Here is a 19,903-nt window from a genome sequence, read left to right on the forward strand (position 1 = left end):
CACGACCTTCCGAGGAGACCCGATGGTCACCGTCCACCCCCCGCACTCCACCCAGACCGCCGAGGGCCCGGCGGCCACGGACAGGTCGGCGGCCCTGCTCACCGAGTTGTTCGACCCGGCGAACCGGCACGACCCGTACTCGATCTACGTCCGGATGCGCGCCCTCGGCCCGCTGCACGACGGACCGTTCGGCCTGCCCCTGGCCACGGACCACGCCGACTGCTCGGCGATCCTCGCCAACCTGGACTGGGGCCACGACCGCGAGCCCGAACAACTGCACCCCACGATGCCCGTCGGCGCGTTCCCCACCACCTTCCTGTGGATGGAACCGCCCGACCACACCCGGCTGCGTGGCCTGGTGACCAAGGGCTTCACCCCGCGGGTCGTCGCCGGCCTGCGACCACGGATCGAGGCCCTCGTCGACGAGCTGCTCGACACCGCGCTACGCGCCGGCGAGTTCGACCTGATCGAGACGATCGCCTACCCGCTGCCGTTGACGGTCGTGTGCGAGATCCTCGGCGTTCCCGCCGCGGACCACCCCCAGGTGCAGGTCTGGTCGCAGGCCCTGGCCCGCGCCTTCGACCCCGACGTCCTGATGACCTCCGAGGCACTCGCCGCCCGCAACGCCGTGATCCCCGACTTCCTCGGCTACTTCCGCGAGCTCGTCGAGCGGGCCCGCCGCGAACCCGGGGACGACCTGATCAGCCAGCTCGCGATCGTCGAGGAGGCCGGTGACCGGCTCACCGCCGACGAACTGTTCGGCACGTGCGTCACCCTGCTCATCGCCGGCCACGAGACGACCGTCAACCTCGTCGGCAACGGCATGCTGGCCCTGCTGCGCCACCCCGACCAGCTCGCCCTGCTGCGCGCCAACCCGGACCTGGTCGCCCCCGCCGTCGAGGAGATGCTGCGCTACGACTCCCCGATCCACATGAACACCCGCGCCGCCAAGCGTGCGATGACGGTGGCCGGACGCACCTTCGCCCCCGGTGACGGCGCCGTCGCGCTGATCGCCTGCGCCAACCGCGACCCCGCCGCCTACGACGACCCCGAGCTTTTCGACGTCACCCGCTTCGACCGCTCCCGCCCGGTCGCGCCCGGCGCCCGCCCGGTGAGCCGCCACCTGTCGTTCAGCCTCGGCCACCACTACTGCCTCGGCGCCCCGCTGGCCCTCCTGGAGATGGACATCCTCCTGCACGCCGTGCTGCGCCGCGTCGCCACCATGGACCTGCTCACCGACACCCCGCCGTACAAGCCCAACATGCTCATCCGCGGCCTGGCCGCCCTCCCCACCCGCTTCCACGCCGCCTGACCCGTCTAACCCGTCGCATCGCGCCGAATCCCGTAGCGCCTCGTCCCGTAGCGCCTCGTCCCGTCGTGTCGTGTCGCGTCCGACCCGCGCCATCCAGCAAGATCACGATATGCCGAGGGTTGTTCGGGGATTTCGGCCTCCGAGATCCGAACAACCCTCGGCATGCGGCCTCACAACCCTCGGCATGTGGCTGCGGCCCGGCGCGTCGGCCGCCAATGGGCGAGGCGCCGGACCGTGGATGGGAAAGCGGCCAGGAACCGAGCCGCGACAATCCGATGCGCTCTTGGACGGCGACCCTGGGTATATATCGCTGACGGAAGGCTCGGCGGGCCGGCTGGTCACTGTGGCCAGGCTGGTTTCCGGCTCAGGCCAGGCCAGGCCGGGGCGGCTCGGCTCGGGGCGGCTCGAGTCGGCTCGTGTCGGCGCCCAGGTCGGACGGGGCTGGTGGGGTCAGGCGGTCGTGGCGGTGAGTTCGACGGGGAGGGACCGCAGGCCGCGGTGGATGACGCTGGGCTGGTAGGTCAGGTCGGCGGGGTCGACGGCCAGGCGCAGGCCGGGGGCGCGTTGCACCAGGGTGCGGATCGCGGTGGAGGCCTCGAGGCGGGCCAGCGGGGCGCCGAGGCAGTAGTGCAGGCCGAGGCTGAAGCCCAGGTGGCGGGGGGCGCGGCCGGCGCGGGCGTAGCGGGCGACATCGAGGGTGTCGGCGGCGGGGAAGACATCGGGGTCGCGGTCCGCCGAGCCCATCAGGACGATCACGCCGTCGCCGCGGTGGTAGTCGTGGCCGTCGATGGTGGAGTCGGCCAGGGCCACCCGCATGGTGAACTGGGTGGGTGTGTCGTAGCGCAGGATCTCCTCGGCCGCGGGGCCGGCGAGATCGGGCTGGGTTCGTAGCAGGGCCAGCTGCTCGGGGTGCGCCAGCAGGGCGAGGATGCCGTTGCCGACCAGGTTGATGCTGGTCTCCATGCCGGCGACGAGCAGCAGCACGCAGATGCCGATGACTTCGGCGGGCGTGAGCACCTCGCCGGACTCCTCGACGGCGACCAGCCGGCTGAGCAGGTCGTCCTCGGGGTGGGCGCGGCGCTTCGCGGCCAGTTCGGCGAGGTAGGCGACGACGCTGGCGCCGGCGGTGTCCCGCGCGGCGATCTCCTCGGGGGACAGCAGCGGTTCCGGGTCGGTGCCGCGGGCGACGGCGAGCTCCCACGACCGCAGCAGTTCGGCGTCCTGCTCCGGGACGCCGAGCAGCCGGCGTCCGACCATGGCCAGGGCCAGCGGCGCGGACAGGTCGCGCACCACGTCGAGCCCGCCGGCCGCGACGGCCCGGTCCACCAGGTCGTCCACCAGAGCGGTGATCCTCGGCGCCAGATCAGCGACCATCCGTGCACTGAACGCCTTGTTCACCAGGGCTCGTAGGCGGCGGTGATCGGGCGGGTCCATGCGGATGAACGAGCCGGGCAGGCTCGCCTCCTGATCCCAGAACGGGCTGAGCCGGTCGACGTTGCCGTGCCCCCAGGCCTGACTGCCCAGCACCGCGGCGCAGTCCGCGAAGCGGGACAGGACGTTGACCTCGGTGTCGCCGAGGCGGACGGTGGTCGGCCCGGGCGTCTCACGCATCCGCTGGTAACCCGGGTAGGGGTTGAGGTGCTGGGCGGCGTCGAACACCGCACGCGCGTCGGGTACCGTGCCGTCGGAAATGATCTCCGTTGAAGTCATGGATACGGCTCCTTCGGACGAGGAAAAGACCAGGCGCGGGCGCCATCGTCCGGGCCGGTGTCAGTCCGGGTCAAGAGACAGCAGATCATTTCGACGCATTGTTTATCATGCGATCAGGAAACGAGATGGACGGCCCCTGTGGTCGCTTCCTGGCGTGCTGGAAACCGTGTTACCGGCGGCTGTCGGGACGGTATTTTTTCGGCGAATTCTCCGCGACCTGGTGGACGACTCGGGTCCGCGTCCGAAACTATTCGGATAGTATGCCGGCGGACCGGCCTCGCCGGTTTTCCGGGCAGCGGAGGCAGGGCATGTCCAAGGGCGGCTATGACCAAGGGCGGCTATGACCACTGAAGCGACCGTGACCACTGAAGCGACCGTGACCACTGAGCCTGTTGACGTGCGGGCTGTTTTCGATCCGCGGCGCCGGGACGATCCCTATCCGGTGCTCCGGGCGCTACGCGAGGCCGGTCGCGTCCACTGGTTGTCCGAGACCTCCCCGCGCATCGTGGTGCTCACCCGCCATGACGACTGCGGTCAGCTGATGACCGACCCGGCGTTCGGTCATCTGAGCATGGCGCAGAGCGCCTTCCGTCCGGTGACGGACGTCGACGAGGGCCTGCGTTCGATGCTGCGCGCGAACCCGCCGACCCACACCCGGCTGCGCCGTCTGGTCAGTCGGGAGTTCACCGCCGGGCGTATCGCCCGCTTCGGTGACTCCGCCCGGCTGCTGGCCGCCGAACTGCTCGACGACGCGGTGCGCCGCCGCGGCGGCGAGGTCGACCTGGTCGAGACCTTCGCGCGTCCACTGCCGTTGCGGATCATCTGCACGCTGCTCGGCGTCCCGGAACAGGACGATCGGATCTTCGCTGACTGGGCTTCCGCCCTGACCCGCGGCCTGGATCCCGACCAGATGCTCTCGCCCGCCGAACGCGCCGCCCGCACCGAAGGCACCCGTGGGTTCGCCGAGTACTTCACCGCGTTGATCGCCCGTCGCCGCACCGACCCCGCGGACGACCTGCTCAGCGCCCTCGTGGCCGTCTCCGATGGCGGTGACCGGCTCGCCGGCGACGAACTCGTTGATCTGTGCGTGCTGCTGCTCGTCGCCGGCTACGAGACGACCGTCAACCTTGTCTCCGGCGCCGTGCTGGCGCTCGCGAACGACCCCGAGCAGTACGCGTTGCTACGGTCCCGGCGCGACCTCGTCCCCGCCGCGATCGAGGAGACCCTGCGTTACGACCCGCCGATCCAGTGGCTGGCCCGTTCCGTCCTCGCCGACGTCGACATCGCCGGCCACACCCTGCGTCCCGGTGACGGAGCCCTCGGTCTGCTCGCCGCAGCCCAACGTGACCCCGCCGTCTTCCCCGATCCGGACCGCTTCGACGTCACCCGTTACGCGGTCCCCGGGTCGGCGGGCATCGCCCAACCGGCCCGGCACTTCGGCTTCGGCCAGGGCATTCACTACTGTCTCGGCGCGCCACTGGCCCGTCTCGAGGCCGAGATCATGCTGAACGCGCTGCTCGACCACGCCACCCGCGTCGAGGTCACCGCGGCCCCGAGCTACCGCCCCCACCTCGCCGTCCGCGGCGCCAGCACCCTTCCCGTCCGTCTCAGCACCGACTGACCCGGACCTTCCCGCCGGCCGCTGTGGGAACACCGTCCGGCCTGAGCCCACCCTGATCGCAGGGATGGCACAGCCAGGATGGACGTGCCGGGCAGGGCCGCCCGCCGGTTCCGCGGAACACCGTGATCGCGGGCCGGTTCCGAGGCGCTGACCCGGGGTGGGTCAAAGCCGTCGGATCACAATGGGGCCGACCCGGAGGGTCGTTGGTTATAGTCGGCCGAAAGCCACGGGTGACGCGGGTGGCGCGGGGGGCGCGTGATGCGGCTGAGTGACGTACAGGGCCTTCTCGCGAGCTGTGAACCGGGCGATGACCGGCGAGACCGCGGCGGGTGCGCCTGGTCGAGGCCGGGGTCCTCCCGCGGCGGGTGTTCCTGATGAGCCGCTCATGATTCTGCCGGAGTACGTGCGGTCGGCGCTGCCGGACTACGACGTGGGGCGTGAACTCGGGCGCGGCGGGTTCGGGCGGGTCTTCGCCGCACGCCACCGTCGGCTGGACCGTGCGGTGGCCGTCAAGGTCCTGCCGCTGGCGGCCGACGATGACGCGGTCGAGGCCGAACCCACGGACACCCCCTCGGGCACAGGCACCGTTGGCGTTCTGTTCGGCGGGCGGCGGTCCGCGGGGACGGCCGTGCTCGCGGCGGGCAGGGTCGACGCGGAGGCGCACATCGTCGCGAGCCTCGACCATCCGCACATCGTTCGGGTCTTCGACTTCGTGCGGACGCCGGAGACGGCACTGATCGTCATGGAACTGCTGCCCGGCGGAACACTCGACGAACGGGTCCGGGACGGCCTGTCGGCTCCCGGGGGGTGCGCGGTGGCCGCCGCGATCGCCGTCGCGCTCGACCGTGTGCACCGTGAGGGGCTGCTGCACTGCGACATCAAGCCGTCGAACATCATGTTCACCGCGGACGGCGCGCCCCGACTCACCGATTTCGGGATCGCCCGGCTGCTGGAGACGACCGTCGGGATCGCGCAGACGAGCGTGGTCGGCTCGACCCCCTACCTGGCTCCCGAACAGTTCGAACTGGCCGTGCCGGGCACCGGCGTCGACGTCTACTCCCTCGGTGCCGTCCTCTACGAACTGCTCGCCGGGACGCCTCCGTTCGGTGCCGATCCCCGACCGCACGTGATGGCCGAACGCCATCGCAGCGCGCTGCCCCCACCGCTGCCGGCCCGCTTCGGCGCGCTGGACGCCGTCACCCGCCGGGCACTGGCGAAGGACCCCGCCGACCGTCAGCCCGGCGCCCTGGCCTTCGCCACCGACCTGTGCGACGCCGCCGACCTGACGTTCGGCCCCGACTGGCTGACGCACACCGGCATCCGCTTCCGTGGTGATGACGACCTGCGCCGCCCCGCTCGGACCCACGGCCCCGCCCAGCCCGCACCGCCGGCCCAGCCCAGGCCGGCTGGGCCGCCTGGGCCGCCTGGGCCGGCCAGCATGTCAGCGCGGATGCCGGGCCAGGTCGGGCCGGCGCGACGAGGCGGCCCGTCGCCGAGCCTCGGCCCGTCGGCGCGATTCGGCCCCTGGTCGACGGCGCGGTTCGGGCGCTGGTGGACGGCGCCGGTCGGCGTGTCGGTGGCGACCACCGTGGCGGTCGTCGCGATCGTCGTGGCGCTGCTCGCCACCGGCATCCTGAGCGTCGGGCGTCCGAACACCGCGGCCAGCGGTGAGGGGGCTGGAGCCACGTCCACCGCCGCCGCGCCGATCGTCTACCCGGTGAGCGCGCCGCTGCCGCTGCGCGGGCTGATCAGCCTGGCCGCGGACCCGGCCGGCGGCATCCTGCTGACCGACTCCAGCCAGCACACCCTCACCCGGTTCGTCGACGGCAAGGTCACCTCGATCGTGGGACGTCCCGCGAACGTCGCGACCACCTCGACCGATCCCGGCCCCGACGGGACGAGCACCCCCACCGGGACGGGCAGCACCGGCGGACTGGAACGGCCGGAGCGGATCGGGCTGCCGGGTGTCGCCCGGGACGAGCCGGCGGCCGACGCGGGGCTGCACCGCCCGGCCGGACTGAGCGCCGGTGGGGGATCGGTGTTCGTCGCGGACGAGTGGAACTGTGTGGTGCGCCGGCTCTACCAGCCGCTCGGCCAGCCCTGGCGGGCCGAGACCATCGCCGGACGTCCCGCCGCCGAACCCACCGGCACCACGATCGCCGGAGCCGGAGCCGGCGGGGGCGATCCGAACGCCGGACGGGCACCGGAGCAGATCTGCCCGGCCGGCGGGGCGTCGTCCACGCCGCGGGCACTCGGCACGAGGGTCGGGACGCCGACCTCGGTCGCGGTGGGTGGGGACGGCGCGGTGTACTTCACCACCGGCTACGCCGGGCAGGTGTGGCGGCTCGACCCGGCCGGCGCGTCCGGCGACTACCGCTCGACCCCGGCAACCCTTGTCGCCGGCACCGGCACCGGCACCAGCGGCGGTGGCGGTGGCGGTGGCGGCCAGGATCGGCGCGGTGCCGGGGAACGTCGCTATGACGGTGCCGAGTCGGCGACCGCGGTCGGGCTGGACAACGCCTACGCGGTCGCGGTGGATGGCGTCGGGCGGGTGTTCGTCCTGTCGTACGCCGCCGGCTACGCCCGCATCCACCTGATCGAGAACGCCAGGATCACCACGGTCGTGCAGCGCCGCCTCGACGAGTCCGCCCTCACCACACTCGCCCCGGCCCCCGGTGGACGCGGCGTGCTGTTCACCGACGCGGACGCGCGCACCATCACACTGCTGGACCCGCCGACGGCGGCTGGGCCCGGTGCGACGCGGGTGGTGGTGCGCGGGACGTGCGTGGGGGCGACCGAGCGGCTGTTCGGCGTCGCCGTCGACCGGGCGGGCGACCTGTACTACTCCTGCAACGACGCCTCCCAGGCGGGCGTGTACCGGCTCACCGCCGGTGATCTCGCCGCCGGTGTCGCCGGACCCGGCCGCCGCGTCCTGTACTGATCCGTCCGATCAGGACATCCGCGAGACGGGACCGATGGGCCTGGCCTGGCCATGGCATCCGTTGCCGTCCAGCGGCTCAGAGCGGGCGTCCCGGTTGCCAGAAAACCGATGCTGGCCCGCTCACTGCGGACGGGCGCGAAAAATCACCTCCTCCGCGGTGAGCGGTGCCGCCGGGTGATGGGACAGGCACATGGGGGTGCGAATCCGGCTGAATCGCAGGGATTCGCTTGTGGCGTAGAACTCGCCGACACCGAGCCGGCCGATGTCGGCGGCTTCCCCGCCGGCGGTCCGGGCCATCATCCGGGCCGCCTCGATCTGAGCCGGCGCGTTGAGCCGGCCGAACAGCTGGGTGGTCGCGTTCCCCGGAATGCCATTGTGCAGGTTTTTCGGTGCCTGCGTAGCGAAGACCAGACCCAGGCCGTACTTGCGGGCCTGTGATGCCAACGCCAATGTGCTCGCGGTGCACGCGGTGCTCGAACCGGACGGGGCGAACGTCTGTGCCTCATCCATCACGAACAGCGCGCTGAGCGGCCGATCGGCAGCCGGATTGCGCTTGGCCCAGGAGAACAGCGCGAGTTGCAACTGGTTGACGAAGCTCTGGCGCTGCTCGTCGTTGGCCAGGCCCACCATGCTGATCACCGATACGCGGGCTAGTCGTCCCGGAGCCGGGCACAGCAGCGCCTCCGGGTCGACCGGCTCACCGTGGCCGCCGAACAACGGATCGTTGACCATCGCCGCCCGCAGTGCCTGCGCCAGCTCCGCAGCCCGCTTGCCGGTCGGATCGAGTTCGTCGGCCACCCCGTCGGGCAACTCGGCCAGCAGGGTGACGAACGCGTCCAGGCCGCCGCGGTTGCCCCGGGCGAAGTGCCGCAACGCCGCGGTCAGGATGGCACGGCCGACGTTGGCCCGATGGGTGGTCCCGGTGACATGCGCCCGGGCGGCAAGTGTGGCCACCCCGGCGTCGACCGCGGCACGAAACTCGTCCGGGTCCGCGCGCAGGCCGGTGAAGTCGGGCAGCGGCTGGAAGCTCAGCGGCCGGCCACCGTCACGGCGCGGCGTCCAGATCACCACGTCGGTCCTGGCCAGATATTCGGTGGCGCGATCGGCGTCGCCCTGGCGCCAGCCGGTCGGCGCGACCGGCCAGGCATCGCCCATCCGGGCCAGGTCGTTGTTCGGGTCAAGCACGATCGAGGACACCCCGCGCAGGGCGCACTCCTCGACCAGCCGGCGAATCAGCACCGTCTTGCCTGACCCCGACCCGGCGAAGATCGCCACATGCCGCCGCAGTACGGCAAGGTCCAGACGTGCCGGCACGCCGGCACGCACCGCCGTGCCGAGGATGAACTCCGCCGACTCCGGCCTCGGGTCAGGGGCTGTGCCGGCCGTCCCCTGGGAGGACTGTGCGCCGCGCTCGTCGCCGATCCGATGATCCCCTTCTTCGGGCCGCGCGGTGGACTCCACGGATTCCCTGGCCTCGCTACTGGCCTGCGCCGAGTCACGCGGCGTCGCCGGCCGCGTCGGAAGGTGCCCGCTCCCAGGCGCCCCAGCCACGCTGCCGAGTGCCTGGCGCAGCAGGTCCGTGCCGCTCGCTGGCCGCCGGGTGGTCAGCCAGGAGCGTAGGCCCGGCGGACGCCGATCGAGCAGGGTGTGCAGAGCCGCGAAGGTGGCCAGGTCGTCGGAGGGCAGGGGCAGGCTGCGTCCACCGGCGGCGTGGAAGGCATCCAGCGCCTGCAGGACCTTTGCGCCGGTACCCCACCCGCCGTTGCGCAGCAGGAACAGGTGCCGCCGCGGATTGTCGGCCGCGATTGTCGCCGAGGTGCAGGCCGCGGTGACGCGCGGCAGAATAGCATTTCCGTGTTTGGCGGTGATGGCCCGGAAACACCAGTGCATCTGTTCGCCGGTGTCGACGTCGAGGGTTCGGGTGAGCCGGGCATGCAGCGGCGGGCGGGTGCTCGGGCTGGTTTCGAGACTGTAGTCGTGCACGCGGTCGTTCTCGATGATCCACGCCTCGAGGCCCGCGGCCAGCAGCCTGGGCATCAGGTTGTCCTCGTTCGTATCGGTGACGCTCGGCACGCTCGCGCGCAGAGCGGCGAACTCGGCGTCGAACTCCGCGAGGCCACCGGCACCCTGGCCGCTGGATACCTGGCCGGCGCTGCCGCCGCCCACCGTGAATGCCGCCGCGGACCATGCGACGTCGCTGGAAAAGATGCGTCGATCGGGGCCGTCGCCGGCGGTTCGGGCACCGTCATCGCCGCCATCTGACCGCACCGTGGGAGCGGGACCGGAGACCGCTCTGTCCTCGGTGGCAAAGTCGTGAAGTTCGCGTACGACACCATGGGAAAGACACCATTCAAGATGGTGGTTGATCCGCTGCAGCAGTTCGCGTGGAGTGAAGTGCGGTGCTTGGTCGAACGCGGCCCGGGTGACCGGCCAGGTGGGGTACGGAGGTACGAAGCCGACCCGGTCATAATTTTCCTGGAACCGACGTTCGATGATTTTCGCGGTGATCGCGGGATCGTCCAGGCGGTTCAGTGGCAGCATCTCCTCGAACCGACCCTGGACCGAGGCGATGGCACGCTCGCGGAACGCGATCCAGGCAGCCGGCAGGCAGGTCAGCACAAACAACGTTCGATCTGTGCATTCCTGTAGAACCATCAGGCCGTCCGCGAGCATGTTCAGCCGCGTCGTGGCGCCGCCGGTCTGCCCGTCCTGGTCGGAGTCACGGGCGGTGGCCTCGGCAATGACCCCGTCGACCTGGTCGATCGCGATCACGCTCGCTCCGGTCAGCGAGAGCAGTCGGGACAGATCGCGGGTTATCTCCCTGCTGTTGCGGGTCCGTGGCTGGATACCACGCCGAATTCTTTCGCCGGGCTCCAGCTCCTCCATGGACCGCAGATACGTCTCGCCAACGGCCCGGTCGTCCAGATCGTCCGAGGTGAACAGGACCAGTGCGCACAGCGTGTCCTGGCACTGTCGAGCCAGGGAGTTATTGTATTTGTTGAAGGCGACGATGAGATCCTTCAGCGAGGTCGGCCCCAGCGCTGTGTCTCCGGCGAGCGCGGCGGCCAGTTCCGTGGTGGCGCCGAGCAGGCCGCACAGCCGGCGCAGGAACCGGCGGACCTGGATCTCGCCCTCGAAGGTCTGGAAGAGGCCGGAAAGGATCGCGCCCACGGCGCTCTCGACAAAATCGTCACCGCCGACGGGCCCGATGAGGAAGAAGTATCCGCCGTGCTTCTGCACCACCTGCCGAACCCAGTTGAGCATGTGCGTCTTGCCGGCTCCAGCCTGCCCTTGGACAAGAATCCCGCGCGACCTGCCGGTGTCCGCGGCGGCGAGTGCCCGCAGTATGCGTTGCCGGGGCATGATGTGCACATCGTCGACGTGCACCGGTGAGGCCTGCCAGACGTCTTCCAGGCCATGCACCCAGTCCAGTTTTACGGTGCTCAGGGCAGTCAGCGCGTCCATCAGGCGGGCCCGATCAGCAGGAGATGGTTGTCCTGATCCCCGATCCGGACAGCCGCGGCATGGTCGCCGGCGGTGAGGGAGCGCCGGTCTTCATCCGGTACGACCCGTACATCGTCCTGGCGTGCCATCCGCCGCAGCACCTGATCAACCTGAGTCCTGGCGGCCCCACCGAGCAGCGGGCGGAGCTCGGTCAGTCGCACCCAGTCGTAGGGAGCCGCCGCCAGCCGGGCGTAGGCCGCGCGAATCGCTGCCTCGAGCGGGACAGCATCGCTGTCGGGTTGCCCGGCGGCGGGGTCCGGACCCTGCTCGAGCGCCTCAGCCGCGGTCGGAGTGTGATCGCCGAGGACGTCGCCGATGGTCTGGTCCGCCCGATCCAGGAATCGGTGCACACCTTCGGCGAGGGCGAACAGGAGCCCGGCCGGCACGCTGATGCGAACAGGTTCGGCACGCGGGGCAAGCTCCCGACGCCCGCGGGCCCAGCCGGCATCGGTCGCCTCGTGGAACAGGGTGTTGCCGTGACCGCGGATCTTGCTGCTGTTGATCAGGCCGAGGTCGTTGAGGCGGCGCCGGTCGTCGCCCACCAGAGTGAACCCGAAACGGTCTCGCAACTCGCCGTTGGAGATGGGCTGCCTCTGCGCGAGCAGCGCGATGAGGAAGGCGGCCTGCCGGCCTGTGAGAGTGGCGGCGCCACCATGGCGGGTCGCCGAGGAATCGCGGGTCATGGGTTCACTTTCTCTTTCGGTTTTGTCCTGCGTGCGGTGACACAACGCTTGATCTGTTCGACGACGGTCTCCACGTCGCCGAGAACTGCTTCGTTGACGAACCGCAACACGGTGAACCCCTCGAGCCCAAGCTCGTTGTCGCGCCAACGGTCCCGTGCGTAGTGCGTCATCGCGCGATGCTCCGGGCCGTCGACCTCGACGATCACTCGCTCCACGAACCAGGCCAGGTCGACGTAGATCAATGAGGAGAGTGCCCCCGGTCGATGCGGTTGGTTCCAGGCCCGACCGTGCGCCCAGGCCTGGCGGCTCAGCATGCGTTCGAGCCGCTGCTCCGCCAGGCTCGCCGGGTGTGGCCGCCCCCGTACCGCCGGCGTCGTCGCTGGTGGCGGGATGCCGGGCGATGATGCTGCTGGCCGCGACTCCGTGTCCGAGCCGATGTCCGTGTCCGTGCCGATGTCCGTGTCCGTGCCGATGTCCGTGTCCGCGTTCGCGCCGCGGGTCGGTACGTCCGGTGGGTCGCCATGGGAAGGAAGTCGCTGACTCGGGCTTACCGGGCAGGCCAGAACGCGGATTCGGTCGGCGTGTGCCGCCACGGGCGGGCCGGTCAGCCAGACTCCGGCGCGTCCCTGATAGGCGAACCACTCCAGCGCGTGCAGCAGGGCGCGCTGCCCGGCGGGCTGTGGCTGTGTGGCGGGGTCGACGATCAGCGCGAGGTCCGTCCGGTCGAACGCGGCGGAGATCGCCCGGGTGACCCCGGCGGCCCGCACATCCAGCGGAAAACGGATCGTCCGGGACCGTGATCCGCCCAACAGCGCCTGTTCCGCCAAAGCCGCCACATACGGTCCGGAACCGCCGTGGGCGTCGGCGGCGCTGGCGGCAAGCCGGCGAATCGCGGCCGATGCGGACGCGTCAGCGGACCCGAGCGCCTCGCTGCCGGAAAGCCAGGCGGGCACCATGGCCATAGCCAGCGATTCCAGCTCGTCGAGCAGTGCCTGGCGCTGGGCCGACATGGATGTGTGAGCCGGCGGGCGGTAGGCCACGGCCGCGGGAGCGTCCTCGGGCAGCGGATCGAGCGCGCGGCGGACGGCGGCGTCGGTCGTTGCCTGCAGCAGAATCATCCGAGTGGTCGGCAACGCCTCCCAGGACATGCGGGCTGCCGGCGCCTCCTGAACAACCGGGGGCGACGGCACTGCCGGCCGCCCCGCGCGAAGAGGTTTCTGGTGGGCACCCCGTCCGCCATCACCGTTGCCGGCCGGCCGGCCCGCTTCACATCTGTCCGGTATCCCTCGACGACGGGTGGTTGACCCGTCACGCCCAGGCGCGGTTGTGCGTTTGGGACGTTCGGGAGAGGTGCGTTCGGGAGGGCTGCGGTCGGGCGTGACCGCGCGGTCGGGTGCGGCGGCAGGGAAGGCGGGTTCGGGCCGCATCGCCAGGCCAGGGATACGACGGGGGAAGGCGGGCTCGACCGTGGGCTTGGCGCGGCCGTCCACGGCATGGCCGACCTGCCGCAGGAGGGTCTCACGGGCTGCTTCGAAGCCGAGACCGAACAGGTCGATCGGGACGTAGGTGGCGAGCAGCCCCGACGCCCTGCATTCCTCAACCCGGATCGGAAGGAGCCGCCGCTCCGACCCGGATGGGTTCATCGCGACCACGGCCTGCCATTCGGGCGAGCCGTCGAGAGAGCGAAGATGGGTTGCGGAGAGCACGACGATCGTGCGTTTGGTACGGGTGATGCCGGCGTTCGTATGCGCACTCCAGTTCGAGCCCGGAACCAGATCCCAGGCCTTTATCAGAGTGCTGTAACCCGCAGACTCCAGCTGCCAGGCCAGCCACTCTGCCCAGTCCTTGTCCTGCGCGACGTAGGAAAGGAGAAAGTCGCGTTCTTCTCCTGGCGACACCAGGCCCACCCCCGTCTGGACCCACCCCCGACCACAGGCCCGTATTGCCATTCTGGCATCGGCGGTGAGGATGCGTCCGTCCGGCCCGTCGCTCTGCCGCGGAGTGACCGGGAGTGAGCAGTCTCAGCTGGGGGAGTCCAGACCAAGCTCGGCCAGGATCGCGGGGGAGAGGCGCCCGGTGCGGCCGACCTCGGCGGAGCCGAGAAAGACGACCTTCCAGGTGCCGCCGGTCCGATGTAACAGCGCCCGGACCCCTCCGGCGGTGGGCGAAACGACACCGGCGCCGGCCCAGGTGGGACCGGTCGAGTACTGACCGTTTACTCGGGGCATTCCAGATGGAACTCGGTGAGGATCGCACGGGGTGTTCCGTCATCGCAGCCGATGTCCGCGGAGCCGAGGCTGGTGACCTTCCAGACGCCGCTGGTCTGGTGCAGAAGCACCCTGGCGCCACCGGCGGTCGGTGAGTCGGTGGCGGCGGTGGCCCAGGTGGGATCGATCGTCGAGACCGCGACCGCCGTCACGGCCGCGTCGGTGGCGAGCGCCGGCTCACGTTTCACGGCCGCGACGATCTCGGCGTACGGCGAGAGAGGCTCGTCGGTGGACGTCGGCGGTGCGGTGGCGGCGATCTCGGGGGTCGTCGTGACAAGGGGCACCGGGGACGCGGTGACACTGGCGGTCGGGGACGCCGTGGTTGGCGCGGTGGTGCCGGTGCCGCCCTTCTGATCGCCCTGGCATCCACCCAGCACCAGAGCGAGACCGATCGTCGCCGGGAGCACTACCGATCTCGCAGTGCCGATGATGCGCATGCGTGCCACGTCAACCCCCGGAATAGTGCGGTCGGCGGAGGCTAGCACCGATGTCCGGCCGGAGCGGGACGGGTCGGATATCGGCCACCCGTTCGGTGGTCCCGGTCACCTGTCCTGGTCACCTGATCGCGACGCCGGAACACGCGAGGATGGGTGGATGGCTGCCGATCCGCGGGTGCTGTACGTCGTGGCATGCGGGGGATATCCCGCGGCTGAGCTGCCGGTGTTCGTCGAGGCCGCGCGGGCGTCCGGGTGGGACGTGTGTGTGGTGGCGACACCGGCGGCACTGGGTTTCCTCGACGTCGAGCGGCTGGCCGCGCTGACCGGCCATCCGGTCCGGTCGCGGTACAAACGCCCGGGCGAGCCGGACGCGCTGCCGCCGGCCGACGCGTTCGTCGTCGCACCGGCCACCTTCAACACCATCAACAAGATCGCGGCCGGTATCTCGGACACCCTGGCGCTCGGCCTGCTCAACGAGGCCCTCGGCGGCGGCCGGCCGATCGTCATGGCGCCCTACCCGAACAGCGCGCTGGCCGGTCATCCCGCCTATGCCGCGAGCCTCGAGGCGCTGCGCGGCTGGGGTGTGCGGCTGGTGTTCGGCCGGCCCGGCGACCCGCGCGGGGGAGCGGACCAGCCGGGCCGTGAGAACACCGTGTTCCCCTGGGCGGAGCTGACCGACGCCCTGAACGACCTTCGCTGACACGGACGGGGCCACCACCCCGGGGCCGCTGCCCGGGGTGGCCGGCGAACCCCGTCCGCGCCGACCGGCTCAGCAGGTCACGGCCAGGTGGAACGGCACGACCACACTGGCCTGGCTGCCGGACTTCATCGACACGAAGACGCCGTTGGGCTTACCCGAGCGCTGGGCCACCCGGATGAACGACGCCGCGGGGCTCTCCGTCCCCACTCCGCCGACGGTCGCCGTGTACGCGCAGGCACGGACGTCCCGGTCGAACAGCACCTCGACGTTGTTGCCGCTGGTGAGCCCGGCGCTGGTGCCCGCGCTGCCGCGCACGACCTGACCGGCCGCGTTGACCACGGCGAACCGCGGCGCGTCGACCGGCAGCGCGCTGACCGCCGCGGCAGCCGACGTGCGCGGCGAGGTCTCCCCGACGTTCTCCGGCGCGTTGTCGGCGGCGAAGGCGGTGCCGCCCACCGCGGTGGTGACCGCCAGCGCGGCCGCGGCGACGAGCAGACGGGGACGGGTGATGAGGGAACGGGACATTGTGGTGACCTCCGCTGGCGTAAGGCGACGCCGTTTCGAGCAGGCGTGGCCGGTGAATGCGATGCCTCACGGAACCAGGTCGACCGGCGGTCGGGTAATACGCACTTGTGCGTAGCGCCGGGCGCGGACGCGGGTGGCGGGCGCATTGCAGGTGTCGGATTCCGGTCAGTTCCACGATGGCGCCGACCCATCCTGGAATGCTGGCGCGCACCGGCGCACCATAACCAGGGAGGGTAGCGAAACATGTCGGGCGCAACCACAAAAAAGGACCTGCGGGACGTTCTCGAGCTGGTGCGTGTTCTGCACGCCGACGGCCCCGGCGGCGAGCTACCCACACCGGCACTCGCGCACCTGGCGCGGATGGTCGGCTGCGACTCCGCATCGTACTGTCGGGTGGATCATGCCAGCCGGCGGGTGCTGTCCGCCGTCATCACACCGGCGTGCGACGAGCTGAGTGGATCGGCCGCATTCGCGGCGGTGCTCGGCCAGCATCCGGCGTTCATCGCCCATCGCAACCGACAGCTGCGGTCGGGCATGTCGGTGGCCCTGACGGACCTGGTGGATGGCGCGGCCCTGCGCGACCTGCCGATCTACGCCGACTTCTACCGGCCGCGCCAGATGTGCGACCAGCTGCTCAGCCTCGTCACGATCGGCCGCCGCCAGGGCAGCGTGCTCGTGTTCAACCGCTCCAGGCATGGCTTCTCCAGCCGGACCCGGGAGCTGCTCGACCTCGCCTCACCGCTGATCTGCCAGGCGATCGCGCAGCGGGCGCGGCTCGCCACCCTGACCACCGCCCTACGCGACGCCCAGCGTCACGGCGCGGCCACCGATCAGGCCGCCGACCGGCTCGCGGCGCTCACCCCACGCGAACGTGAGGTGGCGGCCTGCCTGGCCGACGGGCTCGGTGACCGCGACATCGCCCGCGCGCTCGGCATCAGCCCGCGCACCGTCCAGAAACACCTGGAGCAGATGTACCGCAAGCTCGGCCTGACCAGCCGCGCCGCCCTGGTCGCGGCGATGCGCACCCCCACCCCGTCCGGCGCACCGTTGGCCCCTGGCGGCGCACCGCCCACCCTGGCCGGCCGGGACACGGACCGCCTCGCCAGTGACGCGGCGTGATCCAGCCTGCGGGGCGATGGGTATCCGCAGGGTGAACACGCCGTCCGAACATCAGATCCACCTGGACGAGACGCCGACCGTCCGGGTCGGCGCGGTTCAGATCTCGGCCGTTCCCACGGCCCGCAGACCGGCAAGGTCGACGTTGTTCTGCAGGTCGGTGACGGACGCGAAAAAGCCGATCTCGGTGCCATCGGCGGCCGTGACCCGGAGCAGGTAGTCGGCGTACTCCTCCGCCGCTCGGGGGTTGAGTAGCTCGATCCGGCTTCCCGTTTCGGTGATCCATCGCATGAAACCAGTGTGTGGGGTTCTTGAGGGTGAGTCGAGTGCCGTAACGACCTTGCCACGGGGGTCGGAGTACCCGTCCGGGTCCTGCTGAGGACGACAGACGAGAGACAACTATCGGTCTGTTTCGGGGCTCGCCGGTTTGCCGGTTGTGATCGGCTCATCCGGAAACATCCCGCCCAGGCCCGCACCGGCCCACGGCCCGAAACCGCCACGCCCGCAGCCCAGATCCGCCGGTCGTGGCCCGGCTTCGCCGCCCCGCGACCGCAGGTTCGCCGTCCACCGTCCGCGCCCCGTGGCCCGTCGCCGGCAAGGATCGACCCCACCGGACCGAAGGGAGTCGCCGCGCTGGATGTGTCCGTCCGGACTATGGGACGGACCGGGCCCGAACGCATGTCCGTCCACCCTCGGGTCAGTGCGGAAGGTGCACCGAGTCTGTTAAGACGGCCCAATCTTTGTGCTCCTGGCTTTGCTCGGCCCAGCTCGTATGGTGCGATTCCCCGTGGGCCGGACGGTTCTCATCCACGGATTTCCGAATATCAGGAGGATCGGTGCGCACTGCGACCGCGCACGCGCTACGGCGCACAGCCGCCGCCGTCATGCGACCGGCGCGCCGCCGCCGGCAGGCCCGACGGACGGCCCGGGCCGTGTCCCGCGGACCGCGGGGAGTGCTGGCCCTGGGGCTCGCGCTGACCATCGCCGGTGCCGGGGTGGTCGAGTCCGCGTCGGCCGCGGTCGCGGCGGTGCCGTCGGCACTGCCCGGCGCAAGCCCCGCGGCGGGCCTGTTCGCCGCGTTCCCGAAGGACCTCGACCTCTCTGCCGCCGGACTGGAATACATCCTCACCTGGGAAGGCTTTCGCGCCACCCCGTACGACGACGCCACCGGAAACTGCACCATCGGCAGCGGCCACCTGATCCACCGTGGTGTGTGCACCGATGCCGACCGGCTTCAGTGGGGAACCATCACTCGCGACCAGGCCAGGTTCATCGCCTATGTCGACATCGAATCACGCATTGTCCCGGCGATCCGCACCGGAATTCCCAGCACGCCGCTGTTCCAGCACCAGTTCGATACCCTAGTCGACTGGCTCTACAACGTCGGCCCCGCCTACATCACCGGCCAGAGCAGCGTCCGCACCGCCCTGCTGGCGCTCCCCCCGCGCTACGGCGACGTGCCGTTCGCCCTGCTGGCGTACGTCTATTCGGGCAAGTCGAAGATGTGCGGCCTCTACCGCCGCCGCATCGGCGACGCCACCCTGTGGAACACCGCCAGCTACGCGAGCAACCACGCCGCCTGCCCGCAGGACTACCTCTGACCGACCGCTACCGCGTGAGGTCACCCGCCTCCCGCGCCGGCGGCCACCGCATCGACCACCCGGCCCCGGCCGACGTGACCCGCACCGCGCCGGGCGGGCCTGGACCCGCCCGGCCGAACGTTGTCGGCATGTTCCCACACCCTGGCTCGCGGTGCCCACAGCCGGTATCCGGACCGAGCTGACCGCCCACCCGCTACCCTGTAGAGGCCGGAGCCACATCCACCGCGTGGAGTGCCGGCACGGGGCGGTAGCTCAGCCGGTTAGAGCAGGGGACTCATAATCCTCCGGTCGTGGGTTCGAGCCCCACCCGCCCCACCAAATCCGCAGGTAGACGGCAACATTAGGGTGATCAACCTTGCGTGCTTCGGAGATCATCCCGTACTTACCCCGTACTTTGACGGGCCCCTCGGATGTCGATCGAGTCTCCAGGCGAAGGATGATCTTCTTGCTCCTTGTCCTGCTTGCAAAGATGCCGAGATCGCCGCACGGGAGGCGGTGTAAGCGAGTGGCAGCTAGGACGGCGACCATCAGGGCCGGCTGGGCCAACACGCGGAGATCGCGCAGCCACCGCGGGGTCTCGAGCTCCTCACCCACCACTGGGTTCGCCGCGACGATACTGTCGAGCGCCGCCCGCTCGCGCTGACGTTCGACGATCCGGGCGGACTCGTCGAGGTAGCGCAGTCTGGCCGGCGAGTCGTCGCCGGGCGGCACGTCCCAGGCCCCGGCCCGCGTGGCGGGCAGAAGGTTCAGCGCAGCACGAATGCTCTCTTCAGCCTCGTCGAGCTGGTCCCGCTGGCGCTGGGTGACTGCGAGGCATCGCGGCCCGAAGACGTGGGTGCCGGCGGCACCATGAAAAACCTTACAGGGGCAGTGATCGCCGCTTGGTCTGGACCGGACGCCCGTTGTTGTAGTCCGTAATGTAGCCCGTTGGCGAGTGCCAGGCTGCAGACCAGGGTCGTTCCTTCACGCCCTGCACGAACCGCTTGAGGTGGGCCACCTGGTCTTCGTCGGTCGTGGTGATGCTGGGGCCGGCGAGGTGTAGCACGCGCTCGTCTGTGTTGTGGCGGTGGCAGAACCGCAGTTCGTGCACGGCCTGGTAGACTCCGATCCCGCGGCAGTCCAGCGACATCCGGGCGGATCTGCTGAATGCCAGTGCGGGCGCGAGGTCGTAGAAGAAGAACCACTGGCCGAATCCGACGCCATACCCATGCCGCACGATGTGGTCGTCCTGTGAGCACGAGCGCGGTAGGGCGTCGGTCTCCGCGCGGACGGCTGCGAGGTAGGAGCCGGCATCTAGACCGTTGCCATACCAGGAAGCACCGGCCACGTGCTGGGCGCACAGGTTGCTGCCGTGGGCCATTGAGTCTTCTCTCCGCTTCGACAAATCCGAGCCATGCGAGATTAGGGTCCAATGCCACTCGGTTAAGGAGGAGGGGCGTTCGTCCATCCCAACACGCCAACACCCGATCCCTTTCCGGTCAACTTT

General features: G+C 70.7%; 15 protein-coding genes and 1 tRNA gene. 7 read left to right on the forward strand and 9 right to left on the reverse strand.

What is annotated here, in order from left to right; genetic code table 11:
- The first annotated feature begins 22 nt into the window (after positions 1 to 22).
- Entirely contained in the window at positions 23 to 1,312 is a 1,290-nt protein-coding gene (locus MXD61_RS17415) for a cytochrome P450 (protein WP_248814532.1), read from the forward strand.
- Positions 1,313 to 1,762: 450 nt separating this feature from the next.
- On the opposite strand, the gene MXD61_RS17420 is transcribed toward MXD61_RS17415, so the two are convergent.
- Positions 1,763 to 3,022, reverse strand: a complete 1,260-nt coding sequence (locus MXD61_RS17420; RefSeq protein WP_248814533.1) for a cytochrome P450 — start codon at positions 3,020 to 3,022, stop codon at positions 1,763 to 1,765.
- Between the two features lie 376 nt (positions 3,023 to 3,398).
- On the opposite strand from MXD61_RS17420, the gene MXD61_RS17425 reads away from it, so the two are divergent.
- Both MXD61_RS17425 and MXD61_RS17430 read left to right on the forward strand, forming a co-directional pair.
- A complete protein-coding gene (locus MXD61_RS17425; RefSeq protein WP_248814534.1) occupies positions 3,399 to 4,643 on the forward strand; it encodes a cytochrome P450 in 1,245 nt (414 codons plus the stop codon).
- 385 nt (positions 4,644 to 5,028) lie between these two features.
- Positions 5,029 to 7,584, forward strand: a complete 2,556-nt coding sequence (locus MXD61_RS17430) for a serine/threonine-protein kinase (protein WP_248814535.1) — start codon at positions 5,029 to 5,031, stop codon at positions 7,582 to 7,584.
- A gap of 120 nt (positions 7,585 to 7,704) precedes the next feature.
- Here the strand turns inward: MXD61_RS17430 and MXD61_RS17435 are convergent, their stop codons facing one another.
- From MXD61_RS17435 to MXD61_RS17455, 5 genes are all read right to left on the reverse strand, one after another.
- Entirely contained in the window at positions 7,705 to 11,049 is a 3,345-nt protein-coding gene (locus tag MXD61_RS17435) for a helicase HerA domain-containing protein (RefSeq protein WP_248814536.1), read from the reverse strand.
- Positions 11,049 to 11,771, reverse strand: coding sequence for a hypothetical protein (locus tag MXD61_RS17440; protein WP_248814537.1), 723 nt, complete (start codon positions 11,769 to 11,771; stop codon positions 11,049 to 11,051). Before MXD61_RS17440 ends, MXD61_RS17435 begins: the two co-directional genes overlap by 1 nt.
- Positions 11,768 to 13,669, reverse strand: a complete 1,902-nt coding sequence (locus MXD61_RS17445) for a TIR domain-containing protein (RefSeq protein ID WP_248814538.1) — start codon at positions 13,667 to 13,669, stop codon at positions 11,768 to 11,770. The genes MXD61_RS17440 and MXD61_RS17445 overlap by 4 nt, the downstream gene beginning before the upstream one ends.
- Before the next feature lie 123 nt (positions 13,670 to 13,792).
- A complete protein-coding gene (locus MXD61_RS17450) occupies positions 13,793 to 13,999 on the reverse strand; it encodes a hypothetical protein (protein WP_248814539.1) in 207 nt (68 codons plus the stop codon).
- Positions 13,987 to 14,475 carry a hypothetical protein gene (locus MXD61_RS17455; RefSeq protein ID WP_248814540.1) on the reverse strand — a complete coding sequence of 163 codons (489 nt, stop codon included), beginning with the start codon at positions 14,473 to 14,475 and terminating at the stop codon, positions 13,987 to 13,989. The genes MXD61_RS17450 and MXD61_RS17455 overlap by 13 nt, the downstream gene beginning before the upstream one ends.
- A gap of 157 nt (positions 14,476 to 14,632) precedes the next feature.
- Between MXD61_RS17455 and MXD61_RS17460 the strand changes: the two genes are divergently transcribed.
- Complete coding sequence (locus MXD61_RS17460) at positions 14,633 to 15,175, forward strand: flavoprotein (protein ID WP_248814541.1); 543 nt, start codon at positions 14,633 to 14,635, stop codon at positions 15,173 to 15,175.
- A gap of 69 nt (positions 15,176 to 15,244) precedes the next feature.
- On the opposite strand, the gene MXD61_RS17465 is transcribed toward MXD61_RS17460, so the two are convergent.
- A complete protein-coding gene (locus MXD61_RS17465) occupies positions 15,245 to 15,700 on the reverse strand; it encodes a chaplin family protein (protein ID WP_248814542.1) in 456 nt (151 codons plus the stop codon).
- A 243-nt stretch (positions 15,701 to 15,943) separates the two neighbouring features.
- On the opposite strand from MXD61_RS17465, the gene MXD61_RS17470 reads away from it, so the two are divergent.
- Positions 15,944 to 16,819, forward strand: a complete 876-nt coding sequence (locus tag MXD61_RS17470; protein WP_248814543.1) for a helix-turn-helix transcriptional regulator — start codon at positions 15,944 to 15,946, stop codon at positions 16,817 to 16,819.
- A 96-nt stretch (positions 16,820 to 16,915) separates the two neighbouring features.
- On the opposite strand, the gene MXD61_RS17475 is transcribed toward MXD61_RS17470, so the two are convergent.
- Positions 16,916 to 17,107: a hypothetical protein gene (locus MXD61_RS17475; protein WP_163550569.1), complete on the reverse strand. Its 192-nt coding sequence runs from the start codon at positions 17,105 to 17,107 to the stop codon at positions 16,916 to 16,918.
- Positions 17,108 to 17,769: 662 nt separating this feature from the next.
- Between MXD61_RS17475 and MXD61_RS17480 the strand changes: the two genes are divergently transcribed.
- Both MXD61_RS17480 and MXD61_RS17485 read left to right on the forward strand, forming a co-directional pair.
- On the forward strand, positions 17,770 to 18,417 hold the full coding sequence (locus MXD61_RS17480) for a lysozyme (protein WP_248814544.1): 648 nt from the start codon (positions 17,770 to 17,772) through the stop codon (positions 18,415 to 18,417).
- Between the two features lie 241 nt (positions 18,418 to 18,658).
- A tRNA-Ile gene (locus MXD61_RS17485) sits at positions 18,659 to 18,735 on the forward strand.
- Between the two features lie 541 nt (positions 18,736 to 19,276).
- Here the strand turns inward: MXD61_RS17485 and MXD61_RS17490 are convergent.
- Positions 19,277 to 19,777, reverse strand: a complete 501-nt coding sequence (locus MXD61_RS17490) for a hypothetical protein (protein WP_248814545.1) — start codon at positions 19,775 to 19,777, stop codon at positions 19,277 to 19,279.
- Between the last annotated feature and the right edge of the window lie 126 nt (positions 19,778 to 19,903).

Source organism: Frankia sp. AgPm24 (assembly GCF_023243055.1).
Taxonomy (GTDB): domain Bacteria; phylum Actinomycetota; class Actinomycetes; order Frankiales; family Frankiaceae; genus Frankia; species Frankia umida.

Excerpts from the sequence above, each read along its gene's own strand:
- MXD61_RS17415 (WP_248814532.1), top strand. The coding sequence starts at position 23 with ATGGTCACCGTCCACCCCCCGCACTCCACCCAGACCGCCGAGGGCCCG.
- MXD61_RS17420 (WP_248814533.1), bottom strand. The coding sequence starts at position 3,022 with ATGACTTCAACGGAGATCATTTCCGACGGCACGGTACCCGACGCGCGT.
- MXD61_RS17430 (WP_248814535.1), top strand. The coding sequence starts at position 5,029 with ATGATTCTGCCGGAGTACGTGCGGTCGGCGCTGCCGGACTACGACGTG.
- MXD61_RS17435 (WP_248814536.1), bottom strand. The coding sequence starts at position 11,049 with ATGGACGCGCTGACTGCCCTGAGCACCGTAAAACTGGACTGGGTGCAT.
- MXD61_RS17440 (WP_248814537.1), bottom strand. The coding sequence starts at position 11,771 with ATGACCCGCGATTCCTCGGCGACCCGCCATGGTGGCGCCGCCACTCTC.
- MXD61_RS17450 (WP_248814539.1), bottom strand. The coding sequence starts at position 13,999 with ATGCCCCGAGTAAACGGTCAGTACTCGACCGGTCCCACCTGGGCCGGC.
- MXD61_RS17455 (WP_248814540.1), bottom strand. The coding sequence starts at position 14,475 with ATGCGCATCATCGGCACTGCGAGATCGGTAGTGCTCCCGGCGACGATC.
- MXD61_RS17460 (WP_248814541.1), top strand. The coding sequence starts at position 14,633 with ATGGCTGCCGATCCGCGGGTGCTGTACGTCGTGGCATGCGGGGGATAT.
- MXD61_RS17465 (WP_248814542.1), bottom strand. The coding sequence starts at position 15,700 with ATGTCCCGTTCCCTCATCACCCGTCCCCGTCTGCTCGTCGCCGCGGCC.
- MXD61_RS17470 (WP_248814543.1), top strand. The coding sequence starts at position 15,944 with ATGTCGGGCGCAACCACAAAAAAGGACCTGCGGGACGTTCTCGAGCTG.
- MXD61_RS17475 (WP_163550569.1), bottom strand. The coding sequence starts at position 17,107 with ATGCGATGGATCACCGAAACGGGAAGCCGGATCGAGCTACTCAACCCC.
- MXD61_RS17490 (WP_248814545.1), bottom strand. The coding sequence starts at position 19,777 with ATGGCCCACGGCAGCAACCTGTGCGCCCAGCACGTGGCCGGTGCTTCC.